Below are 15,967 nucleotides of genomic sequence, written 5' to 3' on the forward strand. Positions count from 1 at the left end.
GAAAAATGCCGTCATTGGTGGCGCGGTTTTAGGACCTGCAGGCCTTCTTGGCGGCCTCGTTGGCTCAAGCAGAGTAAATATAACGTGCCTTCAGTGTGGCCATAGCTGGGCAGCCGGGCAAAGACGCTAACCTGTGTATTTATGCCAAGTGTCGCCACCACGCCACCCACTACAGTGGCGTTTTTCGTGGAGTCACGCTATGAACTCCGCGGTGACCCGAACCCCAGAAACACAAATCCCGGCGCGGGGCCGGGATCGTATAAAGCCTTGAAACAGTCGGCGGAGAGTGTGAGATTGGAACCCACGGTACGCTTACGCGCATGTTTGATTTCGAGTCAGGCACCCCTCACCCGCACTTCGAATACCCGCAATTCAAACAAGTCTGGCAGTTGTCCATCAGCACCAGCGCCTTGGTATTGCACTTGTCGCACATCATCGAGCCGGGCGGAAAGGTCAGCGTCTCGGCGCCAGTCGACTCGGCAATCACACCTACATCAGTGTTTTTTTTTGAACCCAGCGCCTCGTAGGCGGCACGCTTGTCGGCGATCAGCTGCCGCGTCGCCGCATCCATCTCCGGATCGTGGATCAGCCCGATGTTCTTCATGTGTTGCTCGATCACGCCGCCGATCTCGGCGACGATGCTGGACATGTACACACCGCCAGCCTTGAAGTAGCCGCCGCGCGGGTCGAACACGGCTTTCAGCTCTTCGACCACGAAGGTGACGTCGCCGCCCTTGCGGAACACGGCGGAGAGGATGCGGGTGAGCGCCACGATCCACTGGAAGTGGTCCATGTTCTTCGAGTTGATGAAGATCTCGAACGGGCGGCGCTGTTCGTACTTGGTGCCGGCGTTGAGCACGATGTCGTTGATGGTGACGTACAACGCGTGCTCGAACAGCGGCGACTTGATCTTGAAGGTGGAGCCGACCAGGGTCTCGGGGCGTTCCACGCTTTCGTGCATCTGGATCACTTCGGCCGTCGGCGCCTCTTTCGGCGCAGCGGCGGTGACCGGGGTGGCGGCAACCTTGTCTTCGGGTTTGACCACGTTGTAGCCGGTGATCTTCTTTTCGATCTTGATCGCCATGGTGTTCGCTTCTTTGTCGAGTGTTGGTGCCGGGGTAGACACGGCGTGATGCGAAAAACATGCGGCCCGGCGCGTGGCCGGGCCGCATGCGGTGTTGCTTACTTCCGTTTTGCGGCGGCCTTCCTGGCGGCAGGCTTGCGCGCTGCCGACTTGCCGGCCACCTTCTTGCTGGCAGTGGACCTCTTGGCCGTCTTGGCGACGGCTTTCTTGCTGGCGGACTTCTTCGCTGCCGCCTTTTTCGGTGCGGCCTTCTTGCCGGCCGTCTTCTTGCTGCTGACCTTCCTTGCGACCTTGGTGGTTTTCTTCTTCGCCACCTTGGCGACTTTCTTCGCGGCCTTCTTCACCGCCTTCTTCGCGGCGCCGGCCTTTTTCGCGACTTTCTTGACGGCCTTTTTCACGGCCTTCTTCGCGGCGGTCTTCTTCACCGCTGCTTTCTTCGCCACCTTCTTCACCGCCTTCTTCACGGCTTTCTTGGCGGCAGCCTTTTTCGGCGCGGCCTTTTTCGCCGCAGCCTTCTTCGGCGCTGCCTTCTTCTTGGCCGCAGCCTTCTTCGGTGCAGCCTTCTTCTTGGCCGCGGCCTTCTTCGGCGCAGCCTTCTTGGCAACAGCTTTCTTCGGGGCGGCCTTCTTCTTCGCTGCCGGCTTCTTCCTTGCCGGCGCGGGTGCGGCAACCGGCGCAGCCGGCGGCACGTCCGGCAGTACCGGCAGGACGACGGCAGGCGCCTCGGCGGTGGCCGGCGCGGCGTTGTTGTTCATTTCAACTTCGTTTTCGATGGACATGCTGGTGTTCCCCTCCCGATGGACCGCTTGAGTAGTCGCACGCCGGAGCGTGCAACGGTTCAGAACTTGCCGTAGTAGCCTTCCTTCAAGGCATCGAAGAGGTTGGCGGCGGAGTGCATCTCGCCGTCGTATTCCACCTGCTCATTGCCTTTCAGTTCGACAACGCTACCGTCTTCCAGCTCGAAGCGGTAGAGGGTGCTTTCAAGGTCCGCTTCCTTGACCAGCACACCCTGGAACGCGGCGGGGTTGAAACGGAAGGTGGTGCATCCCTTCAGGCCCTGCTTGTAGGCGTAGAAGTAGATGTCCTTGAAGTCCTCGTAGGGGTAATCGGTGGGCACGTTCGCGGTCTTGGAGATCGACGAGTCGATCCACTTCTGCGAGGCGGCCTGGATGTCCACGTGCTGCTTCGGACTGATGTCGTCGGCGGCCACAAAGTAGTCCGGCAGCTTGTTGGCGGCCTCGTCGGTGAACGCCTTGGCATCGGCATTGATCAAGGCGCGGTAAGCGAGCAGCTCGAAGCTGAGCACTTCGACCTTTTCCTTGGACTTCTTGCCCTCGCGGATCACGTTGCGCGAATAGCTGTGGGCGAAGCTGGGCTCGATGCCGTTGCTGGCGTTGTTGGCCAGGCTCAGGCTGATCGTGCCGGTGGGTGCGATCGAGCTGTGGTGGGTGAAGCGTGCGCCGGTCTCGGCCAGCTCGGCCACCAGATTCGGCGCCACCGTGGCGATGCGCTGCATGTAGCGGCTGTACCTGGCGTGCAGCACGCGGCCAGGAATGCTGTCGCCGACCTTGTAGCCATCACTGACCATTTCCGGGCGCTTGCGCAGCATGTCGCCGGTGACGGTGTAGTCGCGCAGCAGGATCGGCGCGGCGCCCTTTTCCTTGGCCAGGTCCAGTGCGACTTCCCAGCCGGCCACCGCCATCTCGCGCGAGACATCCTCGGTGAAGCTCACCGCGTCGGCCGAGCCGTAGCGCATCTTCAGCATGGTCACGGTGGAACCCAGGCCGAGGAAGCCCATGCCGTGGCGGCGCTTGCCCATGATCTCGTTGCGCTGCTGTTCCAGCGGCAGGCCGTTGATCTCGACCACGTTGTCGAGCATGCGGGTGAACACCTTGACCACCTCGCGGTACTCGTCCCAGTCGAAGCGCGCCTTCGGGCCGAACGGATCGCGCACGAAGGTGGTCAGGTTGATCGAGCCGAGCAGGCACGAGCCGTACGGCGGCAGGGGCTGTTCGCCGCAGGGGTTGGTGGCGCGGATGTGCTCGCACCACCAGTTGTTGTTCATCTCGTTGACCTTGTCGATCAGGATGAAACCGGGCTCGGCGTAGTCGTACGTCGAGACCATGATCATGTCCCACAGGTGCCGCGCGCGGATGTGGCCGTAGATCTTGCAGGCGACCAGGCCGTCTTCGCGGTCGACGTAGTTTTCGTGGGTGGGCCACTCGCGCCAGACCACCTGGGCCGGATCGTTGACGTCGATCTCGTCCTTTTCCTTGACGTGCACCGGGAACACCAGCGGCCAGTCCTGGTCGTGCTCGACCGCGTCCATGAAGCCGTCGGTGATCAGCAGGCTCAGGTTGAACTGGCGCAGCCGGCCGTCCTCGCGCTTGGCGCGGATGAATTCCTTGGCGTCCGGATGGCTGATGTCGAACGTGCCCATCTGCGCGCCGCGGCGGCCGCCGGCGCTGGACACGGTGAAGCACATCTTGTCGTAGATATCCATGAACGACAGCGGGCCGCTGGTGTACGCGCCGGCGCCGGACACGTACGCGCCGCGCGGGCGCAGCGTGGAGAACTCGTAGCCGATGCCGCAGCCGGCCTTCAGGGTGAGGCCGGCCTCGTGCACCTTCTCCAGGATGTCGTCCATCGAATCGCGAATGGTGCCGGAGACGGTGCAGTTGATGGTGGAGGTGGCCGGCTTGTGCGCCAGCGCGCCGGCGTTGGAGGTGATGCGACCGGCGGGGATCGCACCGCGGCGCAGCGCCCACAGGAAACGCTCGTACCAGTGGCCGCGCAGCTCGTCGCTGGCCTCGACGTCGGACAACGCACGCGCCACGCGCTGGTAGGTCTCGTCGATGGTGGCGTCCACCGGCTCGCCGGACTTCGCCTTCAGACGGTATTTCTTGTCCCAGATGTCGTACGACGCCGGTTGCAGCGGGATTTCCACGGCGGCGTCACGGTTGGTGGCTGGGTTCATGCTCGAACCTGGGTTCGCGCTGGGGGCTGAATTTGTGGCTGGCGCACGCACTGTGCTCATCGGCTTCCTGACCTCTCGCTGCGACCTTGCGGCCGGCGTTGTTTTTTATTCGATACGGCAATGTTGTTCACGACTGTGTCGATGGCACTTGATGGGCCGTCGAGGATTGCCCTCAGCCCATGCACCATCTGATTCCCGACGACAACGACTCCCCCTCAAGAGTACGACGGTCGACACCAGTACTTGTCTCGACACTGGTTTGTGAACACAAGATGTTGTGGTCGATATCAGGTAGGCAAGTTAACCCCCACATCGCTGGTTGTAAAGTCCCATGACGGCATTCGGCCGAATGGAACCGTGACGCCGCGCGCCGGTCGAACCAACGCCGCTTTCACCGCCTGAGGAGGATTCCATGTTGCAGCTGCCTTCGCGCCTTGTGCCCCGGCTGACCAGCCTGCTGGCGGTGGTGGTCGTCGCCTTCGGCAGCGTACCGAGCGGCGGCCGTGCAGCCACCTTGCCGGCCTCGGTCGGCGGGCAGCCGCTGCCGTCGCTGGCGCCGATGCTGACGCGGGTGACGCCGGCGGTGGTGAACATCTCCACCACCACGCGGGTGCCGGTGCGCGATGCGTATTTCGACGACCCGATGGTGCGCCAGTTCTTCGGCCTGCCGGCGACGCCGCGCGAGCGGGTCGAGCAGAGCCTGGGCTCGGGCGTGATCGTGGACGCGGCGAAGGGCTACGTGCTGACCAACAACCACGTGGTCGGCGGCGCCGACGACATCAGCGTGACGTTGCAGGACGGGCGCACGTTCAAGGGCAAGCTGATCGGCACCGACCCGGCCACCGACGTGGCGGTGGTGCAGATCCCGGCACAGGACCTCAAGGCGCTGCCGCTGGCCGATTCCTCCGCGCTGCAGGTGGGCGACTACGTGGTGGCAGTGGGCGACCCGTTCGGGCTGGGCCAGACGGTCACCGCCGGCATCGTCTCGGCGCTGGGCCGCTCGGGGCTGGGCCAGAACTCATCGGGTTCGGGCGGCTATCAGAACTTCATCCAGACCGACGCCTCGATCAACCCCGGCAACTCCGGCGGCGCGCTGGTCAACCTGCGCGGCGAACTGGTCGGCATCAACACCATGATCTTCTCGCCCTCCGGCGGCAACGTGGGCATCGGCTTCGCCATTCCCAGCAACCTCACCAGCGAAGTGATGGCGCAGCTGCTGGCGCACGGCAAGGTGCAGCGTGGCAGCCTGGGCGCGCAGACCCAGGCGATCACCCCGCGCATCGCCCAGTTGCTGAGCCTGAAGGACAGCAACGGCGTGGTGGTCACCGGCGTGGCCGACGGCTCGGCCGCCGCGCACGCCGGCCTGCAGCCGGGCGACGTGCTGACCACGCTGAACGGCAAGCCGCTGCGCAGCGTGCAGGAACTGAACAACGCCGAGGGCCTGCTGCCGCTGGGCAGCACGCTGCGGCTGGGCGTGCTGCGCGAGGGCAAGCTGCGCGAGGTCAGCGCCACGCTCACCGCGGAGAAGCTGGCCAGCGTCGACGGCGGCCAGCTCGACCCGCGCCTGGCCGGCGTGCGTTTCAGCGAACTCAGCCAGAACCAGCGCAACCAGGGCTGGTATGGCGCGGCAGTCAGCGCGGTGCAGCCGGGCAGCCGCGCCGCACGCGCCGGACTGAGCACCGACGACGTGGTGATCGGCGTGGGCAACCAGCGCATCACCAGCCTGCACATGCTGCGTGGACTGGCCGGCGTGAAGCCGCGCCAGCTGGTGCTGGTGGTCGCCGACGACGACGGCACGCGCTACGTGGTGGTCAACTGATCCGCCCGCGCAAACCAGTCAGGCGAAAGCGTGGCCGGGATCGCCCCCTGGCCGTGTCCCGGCGCACAGCTTGAGCGTCTGCTTTCGCGCAAACCCATGAAAGTGCTTGATGTTCTGCATTCAGGCCGATGAAATATCCTCATCGCTTCATCTTGCGTGCGCCTGCGAGGCACCATACTTGCGCGTTCCCATCCACACCCAACTCATGCCGGGGCTCCCCATCACCATGTCCGTCCGTCTTGCCCGCCTGTTGTCCGTCGCCCTGATCGGGGCCTGCCTTGCCACTCCCGCGTTCGCCCGCAGCAAACCCAAGGCGCACGCCAGCGCCCCCGCCAAGAGCAGCCTGATCTGGCGCGGCGATGTCGCCACCGCGAACGGCGTGGTCAATGAAGTGGCGAAGGCATGGGAGAAGAGCGGCCACGGCCGGATCGAGTTGCAGCCGTTCAACACCGCCTCGGGCATCGACGCGGTCGCCAGCGGCACCGCCGACCTGGCCGGCAGCGCACGCCCCAGCGACAACAGCGCGCAGAACGCGAACCTCACCTTCACCCCTGTGGCCTGGGACGGGCTGGTGATCATCACCCAGTCGTCCAACCCGGTCCGCAACCTCACCCTGAAGCAGGTGCACGACATCTACTACGGCCGCATCCACAACTGGAGCGAGGTCGGCGGCAACAACGCGCCGATCGACGTCTACGCGGTGGCCAGCCCCGGCGACGGCGTGGAATACAGCCTGCGCAGCCTGCTGTTCGGCCGCGGCAACCAGCCGGTGGCGGCGCCGCGGCTGTACGTCAACACGCGCAAGCTGGAAGAAGGCATCGCGCTGAACCCGAACGGCCTGGGCGTGGCGATGCTCTCCGGCATCAGCGGCAACCCGCAGCTCAAGGCAATCCCGATCAACGGCAAGTCGGCCACCGCCGCCAACATCGCCGATGGCAGCTACCCGCTGTTCACCCCGCTGTACCTGGTGACCAACCCGCGCAGCCCGAAGGCCGCCCAGGCGCAGGCCTTCATCGACTTCCTGCAGACCGAGCCGGCCAAGGCCGCCATGCGCAGGCACGCGGCGCTGCCGTACCAGGACGGCAGCGCACTGGCGTCGATGGACGACGCGCGCCGCAGCCGCATCCTCGCTGAAGTCGGCGCGCGCCCGGTGCGGGGCACGCCGGTGTCGGCACCGGGCGCCACCTACGCGGCACGCGCCGCGATCGCGCCGACCTCGCCCGACACGCTGGCGGCGCGGCAGGCGCTGGAGCAACGTCGCGCCGACGCCAGGGATACTGCCCGCCTGAGCAAGGTCCAGGGCAGCGTGAGCGACGTCACCACCACCGACGTGGCCCATGCGGACGGCAGCGCCATCACGGTTGGCCGGAACACCGGCAAGGACTTCGGCAAGGTCCGCGCGGACGCCAGCCAGGCTGCGACCAGCTACAAGGTGGCCAAGGGCGACACGCTGTCGACGATCGCCAAGCGGCATTCGGTCGAGGTGGCCCAGCTGCGCGAGTGGAACCACCTGAAGAACGACCAGATCAAGCTGGGCCAGGTGCTGCACATCCGCAACCGCTGAGTCATGCGTGCGGGCGTGCCGATCCTCGCGCTGACGCTGGATCTCGACGACACCTTGTGGCCGGTGCTGCCGGCGCTCGAACGCGCCGACCAGGCGGTGGACGCCTGGCTGCGGCAACACCACCCCGACGTCGCCCGCGCGTGGCCGATCGCGGCCATGCGCGAACTGCGCCTGCAGGTGGCCGCCGAGCGGCTGGACCTGGCGCACGACTTCACCCGCCAGCGCCAGCTCACCCTGCAGCAGGCTTTCGCCGCCTGCGGCGTCGACGATGCGCCGATCGCGGCGCTGTGGGAAATCTACTTCGCCGCACGCAACCGCGTGGAGCTGTATCCGGACAGCCTGCCCGCGCTGGAACGGATCACCGCGCGCTGGCCGCTGGCCAGCCTGACCAACGGCAACGCCGACCTGCAGCGCATCGGCATCCACGCGCACTTCGCCCACCACGTCTGCGCGCGCGACAGCGGCGTGGCGAAGCCCGACCCGCGCATCTTCCTGACCGCCGCCGCACGGCTGGGCGTGGCGCCCGGGCAGATCCTGCACGTCGGCGACGATCCGGCGATGGACATGGCCGGCGCCCGCGACGCCGGCCTGCGCACCGCCTGGATCAACCGCGACGGCCTGCCCTGGCCGGCCGAACTGGGCCCGCCGCCCGAGCTGGACCTGCGCGACATGACCGCGCTGGCCGACTGGCTCGACGCGCATGGCGCCCGCTGACCAAAGGACCATAGGCAAGCTGCGCGCGATGCGCGCATCATTGGCGGCTCATCGCCCATGACGCGGCACACCGTGCCGCCGCAAGCCCGAAGGATCCCGCATGTCCGCCCTGATCGAACGCCAGTCCGGCAACCGCCGCAGCATCGCCATCGAGACCACCGATGCCGCGCACTACGCCGCGACCCGTCGCCGGCTCACCGCGGCGCAGCGGCGCTGGCTGGCCGACAGCGGCTTCGAGGCAGCGTCGGGCACGTACGCGTTGCTGTCCGATGCCACGGGCAAACTGGTGCGCGTGCTGGCTGGCGTCGATCCGCGCGAGCCGCTGGCGGCGCTGGCCGCGCTGCCGTGCAACCTGCCCGCGGCGACCTACCATCTCGCCGATGAAGGCGTGCTCGCCGATCCGGCCCAGGCCGCGCTGGGCTGGGCGCTGGGCGCCTACCAGTTCAACCGCTACCGCCAGCCGAAGCGCGCGCCGGCCCGGCTCGTCGTGCCGGCCGCCCAGCTGCAGCAACTGGCGCCGCTGGTCGAAGCCACCGCGCTGGTGCGCGACCTGGTCAACACGCCGACCGAGGACATGGGCCCGGCGCAACTGGCCGACGCGATCAAGCAGCTCGGCAAGACGCACAAAGCGAAGGTACGCGACTGGGTCGGCGACGAATTGCTCGAAGCGAATTTCCCGACCATCCACGCGGTCGGCCGCGCCAGCCATCGCGCGCCGCGGCTGGTCGAATTGAGCTGGGGCAAGCCAAGCGATCCCAAGCTCGTGGTGATCGGCAAGGGCGTGTGCTTCGACACCGGCGGGCTCGACCTGAAATCGTCCGACGGCATGCGCTGGATGAAGAAGGACATGGGCGGCGCCGCGCACGCGATCGCGCTGGCCGGACTGGTGATGCAGGCGCGACTGCCGGTGCGCCTCACCCTGCTGATCCCCGCGGTGGAAAATGCCGTGGCCGGCAATGCGCTGCGCCCGGGCGAGGTGGTGGTCACCCGCGCCGGCCATGCGGTGGAGATCGACAACACCGACGCCGAGGGCCGCCTGGTGCTGTGTGACGCGCTGGCTTACGGCGCCGAGCAGCAGCCGGACCTGATCCTCGACTTCGCCACCCTCACCGGCGCCGCCCGCGTGGCGCTGGGTCCGGACCTGCCCGCGCTGTTCGCCAACGACGAGGCCGCGGCCGCCGGCGTGCTGGCCGCCGGCCGCGCGGTCGACGACCCGCTGTGGCAGCTGCCGCTGTGGCGGCCGTACCGCCGGATGCTCGATTCGTACCTGGCCGACTTCGCCAACGCCGGCCCGTCGCGCCATGCCGGCGCGATCACCGCGGCGCTGTACCTGGAACGCTTCGTGCCGGACGGCACGCCGTGGCTGCACCTGGACACCTACGCCTGGAACGACGCCGACCGCCCCGGCCGGCCGCGCGGCGGCGAGGCGATGGGACTGCGCGCGACGTTCGCGTTCCTGCAGCAGCGTTACGCTGGCTGAGCCGGCAGCATGACTTCTGGCGATGTCGCACCGGGGTGAAAGATTGCATCCTGCGGGTTCCCCCGACCGGATGCCTGCCATGCCTCTTCGCCCGCACCTGCTCGCCGCCTGCGTGGCGTTCGGCCTCGCCGCCTGCACCGGCGTTCCCGTCGCCAAAACCGCGACCGCCACCCAGCCGGCACTCACTGCGCAGACGCTGAACTCGGGCGGCGTGATGCCGGCCGAGCAGGCGCGCGTGCACTTCGACCACGCCGAGCTGCATTTCGCGGTCGACCCGGCCGCGCAGAGCATCGACGCCAGCGCGACGCTGAGCTTCACCGCGAAGTCCGCCACCGACACGCTGCTGCTGGACCTGGACCGCAACCTGCCGATCAGCGCGATCGAGCTGGGCGGCCGGCCGCTCGCCGTCAGCGCGTGGAGCAACCCGGACGGCCGCCTGCGCATCCAGCTGCCCGCGCCGCTCGCCGCCGGCGGCAAGGTGCGCGTGACGATCCGCTACGGCGGCAAGCCGCACGTGGCGAAGAAGGCGCCGTGGGACGGCGGCTTCGTGTGGAGCCACCCCGCCGACGGCCAGCCTTGGGTGGCCAGCGCGGTCGAGGGTGAGGGCTGCGACCTGTTCTGGCCGTGCATCGACCAGCCGCAGGGCGAGCCCGACCTGGTCGATACCTGGATCACCGTGCCGAAGACGCTGGCCGCGCCCGGCAACGGCGTGCTGGTCGGCATCACCGACGCGGGCGACAGGCACACGTACCACTGGCGCGCCAGGCACCCGAATACCTACGCAATCTCGATCAACATCGGCCCGTTCGACGAACTCAAGGCGTACTACAAAAGCCGCTACGGCAACACCATCCCGATGCAGTTCTGGTACCTGCGCGGGCACGAGGCGCAGGCCAAGGTGCTGTTCGCCGGGTTCCCGCGCATGCTGGATTTCTTCGAGCAGCAGATCGGCCCGTACCCGTTCGGCGACGAGAAGATGGGCGTGGTGGAGACCCCGCACCTGGGCATGGAGCACCAGACCATCAACGCCTATGGCAACCGCTACCGCCTGAATGGCTACGGCTACGACAGCCTGCTGCAGCACGAATTCGCCCACGAGTGGTTCGGCAACCAGCTGACCAACGCCAACTGGGACGACATGTGGCTGCATGAAAGCTTCGGCACCTACATGCAGCCGCTGTACAGCCAGTACCTCAACGGCGACATGGACTATTCCAGCTGGCTGCACGAGCTGCGCCTGAAGCTGCGCAACCGCCACCCGATCGTCTCCGGCAGCAGCCGCACCGAGGAACAGGTCTACGACGAGACGGCCGGCCCGGGCCAGGACATCTACAACAAGGGCGCGCTGATGCTGCACACGCTGCGCCAGCTGATCGGCGACCGCGACTTCTTCGACAGCATCCGCCGGCTGGTGTATGGCCGCCCCGACCCGCAACCGGGCAACTTCAAGCCGCGCTACGCCAGTACCAACGACTACGTGGCGATCGTCGACCAGGTAACCGGACGCAAGCTCGACTGGTTCTTCAACGTCTACCTGCGCGACGCCGCGCTGCCGCGGCTGGACGAGCAGCACGTGGGCGACACGCTGAAACTGCGCTGGGTCACCGAACACGGCAAACCGTTCCCGATGCCGGTCGAGGTGCAGGTGGGCGACGCCGTGCACACCCTGCCGATGAGCGACGGCAGCGGCCAGCTGCGGGTGCCGGCCGGCAGCCTGCTGATCGTCGACCCGCGCTCGAAGCTGCTGCGCGAGATGCCGCACGTCGAGGCCTACCAGCAATGGCTGAAAAAGCAGCGAGCTGCGCCGCGCGCGGCGAAATAATCCGACCGCAAGGCCACGCGTCCCTATAATCGGCGCACGTCCCGCCACGGATCCCGCCGATGCAGCCGCCCCTTGCCGTTTCCGCCGCGTGCCGCGAGCAGGCGCTGGCCGCCTGGCAGCGCGGCGATGCGGTGACCGCCGAGCAGGCCTTCCGACGGCTGCTGGAAGTCCTGCCGGACGACGCCGAAGCACTGCAGTTCGTGGCCACCTGCGAACTGGGTCGGGGCGATGCCGAGCATGCAATCGCCCTGCTGACCGCGGCGCACCGCGCCCAACCAGAGGACGCCGCCGTGCTGCACCGCCTCGGCGAGGTGCAGATGCTGGCCGGCGCACACCAGGCCGCCGCCGACAGCCTGCACCAGGGCCTGCAGCTCGCACCCGGCATGTTCGTGGCGCGCCTGCGCCTGGGCGTGGCGCTCGAACAGCTGGGGCGCCGGCACGAGGCCATGCTGGCCTACCTCGGCGCATTCGACGCCGCGCAGGCGCAGGGCCGCTGGCTCAGCGACGACACCACCGCGCCGGGCCTGCGCGAGGCGGTGAAGCATGCCGCGCGCTTCGTCGCCGCCGGCCGACGCGAACTGTTCGACGCGGTCATCGAGCCGCTGCGCCAACGCTACGGCCGCTCCGAGCTGGCCCGCGTCGACCAGTGCCTGGCGATCTACCTGCACGAGCGGGCGGCAGACCTGCCGGACCCGCGCCAGCGCCCCACCTTCCTGTATTTCCCCGGCATTCCCAGCCGCACCTTTTATCCGCGCGAGCGCTTTCCGGAGCACGCGCGGCTGGAGGCGGCCGCCGGGTTGATCGGCGAGGAGCTGCGCGGCGTGCTCGCCCAGGACGAGCTGGTGCCGTTCCTGGGCACCAATGCCAGCGGGGAACTGCTCGATTCGTCCGGCACGCAGGGGCCGGCCTGGGATGCGTTCTTCTTCTACCGGCACGGCCAGCGCCACGACCTGCACTGCGCCCGCTGCCCGCGTACCAGCGCGATGCTGGACTCGCTGCCGCTGGTGCGAGTGCGCGAGCACGCGCCGGAAACGCTGTTTTCGGTGCTGCGTCCAGGCACGCACATCCTGCCGCACCGCGGTGTCACCAACACGCGCCTGGTCACCCACCTGCCGCTGATCGTGCCGCCGGACTGCGCCCTGCGCGTGGGCGGCGAAACCCACGTGTGGGAGCAAGGCCGCTGCGTCACCTTCGACGACACCTTCGAGCACGAAGCGTGGAACCGCAGCACGCAGACTCGCGTGGTGCTGATCCTGGACAGCTGGAACCCCGACCTCAGCGAGGCCGAACGGGCGGCGGTGACCGACCTGGTCGCCGCCATCGGCGACTTCAACCGCGAAAGCGGGACGACGCCTGCCGCGCCACCCCAGTCCTGAGCGCTCGCGGATTGACCGCCGACTGCACAGACGGTAGTGGTGCGCGGGGCCATTACTGGGAGTAGTCTCTTGCCGGCTGGGCGCCGCGGGCGGTTGTCGTGGCGTGTTCCAGCGTGTACCGGGAGAGGCACGGCAGGTTCGAAGGCTGGGAACGCAGCACATAACAACATCCAACGGGGAGACCACATGAAATACGGCATGAATCACTTGTCACTGGCGGTGCGACTGGCCTTGACCGCGGGCGTCTTTGCCACCGCGGGCGTGGCCCAGGCGCAGGCACCGCAGGCGGACAACCCGACCTCGACAGACCAGGCCACGCCGCCGTCCAAGAGCAAGGCCAAGAATCTGGAAGCGGTGGTGGTGACCGGCTCACTGATCCGCCGCGTGGACGTGGAGACGGCCAGCCCGGTGGTGACGCTGGACCGCGCGGCCATCACCAACTCCGGCAAGCCCGTGCTGGGTGACGTGCTGCAGCAGATGCCGAGCATTTCGGGCAACGCGACCAACCCGCAGAACAACAGCAACGGCGGCGGCGTCGCCAGCCCGCTGCTGGAAGCCGGCGATGGCGCCTCGCGCGTCTCGCTGCGCGGCCTGGGCATCAGCCGCACGCTGGTACTGGTCAACGGCCAGCGCATGTCCAACCCGGACATCAACCTGATCCCGCCGGACATGATCGAGAAGGTCGACGTGCTGGCTGAAGGCGCCTCCACGGTGTACGGCTCCGACGCCATCGGCGGCGTGGTCAACTTCATCCTGCGCAAGGATTTCAAGGGCGCCCAGTTCAGCCTGAACGACGGCATCTCCAGCCATGGCGACGCCCAGCGCCGCGGGTTCAACCTCACCGGTGGCATGACCGGCGAGCATTACAGCATTGCCGCCGGCCTCGACTACAACAAGTACGACGCCACGCTCGCCGCCCGGCGCAAGTTCTCCAGGCAGCAGCTGTACCTGTCCAGCGGCTCGGTCATCCCGGCCGGTTCCAGCTCGATCCCGACCGGCCGCATCCAGGTGCCCGGATCGATCGCCGCCCAGTACGGCTGCACGCTCAATTCCAGCGGCTACGCGCAGGTGACCCTGGCCACCGGCAACGGCTCCTCGCTGGGCGACTACCGCTGCCGGCTGCCCTCGGACACCTTCAACTACGCCGCGCTGAACTACATCCAGACCGCGCAGAGGCGCACCAACGGCTTCGTGCTCGGCAGCTATGACTTCACCGACAACCTGACCGGTTTCGTCAATGCGTTCTACAACCACACGGTATCCAGCGGCCAGGATGCGCCCTCGCCGGTGGGCACTGGCGACGGCCTGATCATCTCCTCCAGCAACCCGATCAACCCGTTCGGCATCACCTTCAGCCAGAACCCGGTTCCGGGCGACCCGAACAGCGGCTACAACTTCCAGACCCGCCTCACCGGCGCCGGCACCCGCGTGCACAGCTACACCACCGACACCTCGCAGATCAACGCGGGCCTGCGCGGCAATTTCGGCCAGGAAAGCAGCTGGAACTGGGACGCGTCGATCAACTACAGCCACACCAAGCGCGACCAGCGCGACTCCAATGAGGTGGACATCCCGGCGCTGCAGGCGGCGGTCGACGGCGGCGCCAACATCTTCGACCAGGCGAATGCCGGCAACGTGCTGAGTGCCGGCGTGAAGACGCCGATCTACATCTACACCCAGTCCACCAAGCAGGCCCAGTTCGACGCCAACGGCGAGCTGTGGGACCTGCCCGCCGGCGCGGTGCAGCTGTCCGCCGGCGCCCTGTACCGCAAGCAGTTCATGAACTACACGGTGAGCGACTTCGCCGTGCTCGATCCGACCACCACCACCTGCCAGATCCTGCAGGAAGCCTGCGGTTCGCCGGGCCGCGGCAGCTTCAACGTCAAGGAGGTGTACGCCGAGACGCTGATCCCGCTGCTTGCCGACCAGCCATGGGCCCACTCGCTGAACCTCGACCTCGGCGTGCGCTCGTCCAACTACAGCACCACCGGCACCACCACCAACGGCAAGATCGCGATCGAGTGGCGTCCCATTGCCGACCTGCTGGTACGCGGCACCATTTCGCAGGTGTTCCGCGCGCCCAACCTCAATGAACTCTACGATGGCCGCACCCTGGTCCAGCCCAACCTGAACGATCCCTGCGTCGGACTCACCGCGGCCGAACTGGCGGCGCATCCGGCAGCCTGCCAGTTCGTTCCGGTGAACTGGGCCGGCAACTCGCCGGCACAGGTCAACACGTTCTACTCCGGCGCCGCCACCGTCGGCGCGACGCTGAAGCCGGAAAAGGGCAAGTCCATCAACCTCGGCCTGGTCTACGATCCGGACTGGCTGCCGGGCGTGTCCACCAGCCTCGACTTCTGGCACATCTATCTATCCGACACACTGACGGCGATCCAGGCCGATACCGTGGTCAGCTCCTGCTACAACAACGCCAGCAGCCCGTACTGCTCGTTCATCCATCGCGAGGACAGCACCAGCCGGCAGCCCGGCCAGGTGTTCCTGATCAACACGCCGGTGGTCAACCTGGGCAACCTGAGCACCACCGGCATCGACTACACGCTGCGCTACAAGATCCCGCATTTCAACCTGGGCAGCGTGGACCCGGGCAACTTCCGTGCCGGCCTCAGCACCAGCTACACCTCGACGTACAACGTCAACGCCACACCCGGCGAGCCGGGCGCCCAGACTGTCAACTACGCCGGCACCTTGAGCCCGCAGTTCGGCAACATCTCGCGCTGGCGCGGCACGGTCACGCTCAACTGGGAGAAGGGCAACTGGAACGCCCAGTGGCAGTCGCGCTACATCAACAAGCTGACCGCGCTCAACGCCGATGCCGCCATCTCCGGGGTGAACATTCCGGTGGCTTCGGTGATCTACCACTCGATCCAGCTGGGCTACGCGGTGCCGTCGATCCACACCCGCTTCGACGTCGGCGTGGACAACATCATGGACAAGGCGCCGCCGCTGGTCTACCAGAACGGTGCGAACTACAACGTGGACACCGCCACCTACGACGTGCTCGGCCGCTACTACTGGGCGCGGGCGACGATCAAGTTCTGATCGCCTGAGCAAGCCGCAGCAAACGGGAGGGCCGCGAACATTCGCGGCCCTCTTGCATAATGGGTCACGCA

General features: G+C 67.3%; 10 protein-coding genes. 8 read left to right on the top strand and 2 right to left on the bottom strand.

The window, feature by feature from the left end:
- Window positions 1–346 precede the first annotated feature (346 nt).
- Window positions 347–1,084, bottom strand: a complete 738-nt coding sequence (locus QQA13_RS13975) for an NrdJb (RefSeq protein WP_108470326.1) — start codon at window positions 1,082–1,084, stop codon at window positions 347–349.
- A gap of 45 nt (window positions 1,085–1,129) precedes the next feature.
- Between QQA13_RS13975 and QQA13_RS13980 the strand changes: the two genes are divergently transcribed.
- Entirely contained in the window at window positions 1,130–1,894 is a 765-nt protein-coding gene (locus QQA13_RS13980) for a hypothetical protein (RefSeq protein ID WP_199909786.1), read from the top strand.
- Window positions 1,895–1,922: 28 nt separating this feature from the next.
- Here QQA13_RS13980 and QQA13_RS13985 read toward each other — a convergent pair whose 3' ends face one another.
- On the bottom strand, window positions 1,923–4,061 hold the full coding sequence (locus QQA13_RS13985) for an adenosylcobalamin-dependent ribonucleoside-diphosphate reductase (protein ID WP_108470324.1): 2,139 nt from the start codon (window positions 4,059–4,061) through the stop codon (window positions 1,923–1,925).
- Window positions 4,062–4,473: 412 nt separating this feature from the next.
- Between QQA13_RS13985 and QQA13_RS13990 the strand changes: the two genes are divergently transcribed.
- The 7 genes from QQA13_RS13990 (at window position 4,474) to QQA13_RS14020 (ending at window position 15,896) form a co-directional block, all read left to right on the top strand.
- Complete coding sequence (locus QQA13_RS13990) at window positions 4,474–5,880, top strand: Do family serine endopeptidase (RefSeq protein WP_108470323.1); 1,407 nt, start codon at window positions 4,474–4,476, stop codon at window positions 5,878–5,880.
- A 226-nt stretch (window positions 5,881–6,106) separates the two neighbouring features.
- Window positions 6,107–7,444 (top strand): substrate-binding domain-containing protein, encoded by a 1,338-nt coding sequence (locus QQA13_RS13995; RefSeq protein WP_108470322.1) that lies wholly within the window; start codon window positions 6,107–6,109, stop codon window positions 7,442–7,444.
- 15 nt (window positions 7,445–7,459) lie between these two features.
- A complete protein-coding gene (locus tag QQA13_RS14000) occupies window positions 7,460–8,158 on the top strand; it encodes an HAD family hydrolase (protein ID WP_108470502.1) in 699 nt (232 codons plus the stop codon).
- Window positions 8,159–8,258: 100 nt separating this feature from the next.
- Window positions 8,259–9,638, top strand: coding sequence for a leucyl aminopeptidase family protein (locus tag QQA13_RS14005; RefSeq protein WP_108470321.1), 1,380 nt, complete (start codon window positions 8,259–8,261; stop codon window positions 9,636–9,638).
- Window positions 9,639–9,717: 79 nt separating this feature from the next.
- Window positions 9,718–11,460 carry a M1 family metallopeptidase gene (locus QQA13_RS14010; protein ID WP_108470320.1) on the top strand — a complete coding sequence of 581 codons (1,743 nt, stop codon included), beginning with the start codon at window positions 9,718–9,720 and terminating at the stop codon, window positions 11,458–11,460.
- A gap of 59 nt (window positions 11,461–11,519) precedes the next feature.
- A complete protein-coding gene (locus tag QQA13_RS14015) occupies window positions 11,520–12,836 on the top strand; it encodes an aspartyl/asparaginyl beta-hydroxylase domain-containing protein (protein ID WP_108470319.1) in 1,317 nt (438 codons plus the stop codon).
- Between the two features lie 198 nt (window positions 12,837–13,034).
- On the top strand, window positions 13,035–15,896 hold the full coding sequence (locus tag QQA13_RS14020; protein ID WP_108470501.1) for a TonB-dependent receptor domain-containing protein: 2,862 nt from the start codon (window positions 13,035–13,037) through the stop codon (window positions 15,894–15,896).
- Window positions 15,897–15,967 lie beyond the last annotated feature (71 nt).

This window comes from Rhodanobacter thiooxydans, assembly GCF_030291135.1.
GTDB lineage: Bacteria > Pseudomonadota > Gammaproteobacteria > Xanthomonadales > Rhodanobacteraceae > Rhodanobacter > Rhodanobacter thiooxydans_A.

Bases quoted from the DNA above. Each gene is read 5' to 3' on its own strand.
- QQA13_RS14020 (WP_108470501.1), top strand. From the start codon at position 13,035: ATGAATCACTTGTCACTGGCGGTGCGACTGGCCTTGACCGCGGGCGTC.
- QQA13_RS14005 (WP_108470321.1), top strand. From the start codon at position 8,259: ATGTCCGCCCTGATCGAACGCCAGTCCGGCAACCGCCGCAGCATCGCC.
- QQA13_RS13995 (WP_108470322.1), top strand. From the start codon at position 6,107: ATGTCCGTCCGTCTTGCCCGCCTGTTGTCCGTCGCCCTGATCGGGGCC.
- QQA13_RS14010 (WP_108470320.1), top strand. From the start codon at position 9,718: ATGCCTCTTCGCCCGCACCTGCTCGCCGCCTGCGTGGCGTTCGGCCTC.
- QQA13_RS13985 (WP_108470324.1), bottom strand. From the start codon at position 4,061: ATGAACCCAGCCACCAACCGTGACGCCGCCGTGGAAATCCCGCTGCAA.
- QQA13_RS14015 (WP_108470319.1), top strand. From the start codon at position 11,520: ATGCAGCCGCCCCTTGCCGTTTCCGCCGCGTGCCGCGAGCAGGCGCTG.
- QQA13_RS13975 (WP_108470326.1), bottom strand. From the start codon at position 1,084: ATGGCGATCAAGATCGAAAAGAAGATCACCGGCTACAACGTGGTCAAA.
- QQA13_RS13990 (WP_108470323.1), top strand. From the start codon at position 4,474: ATGTTGCAGCTGCCTTCGCGCCTTGTGCCCCGGCTGACCAGCCTGCTG.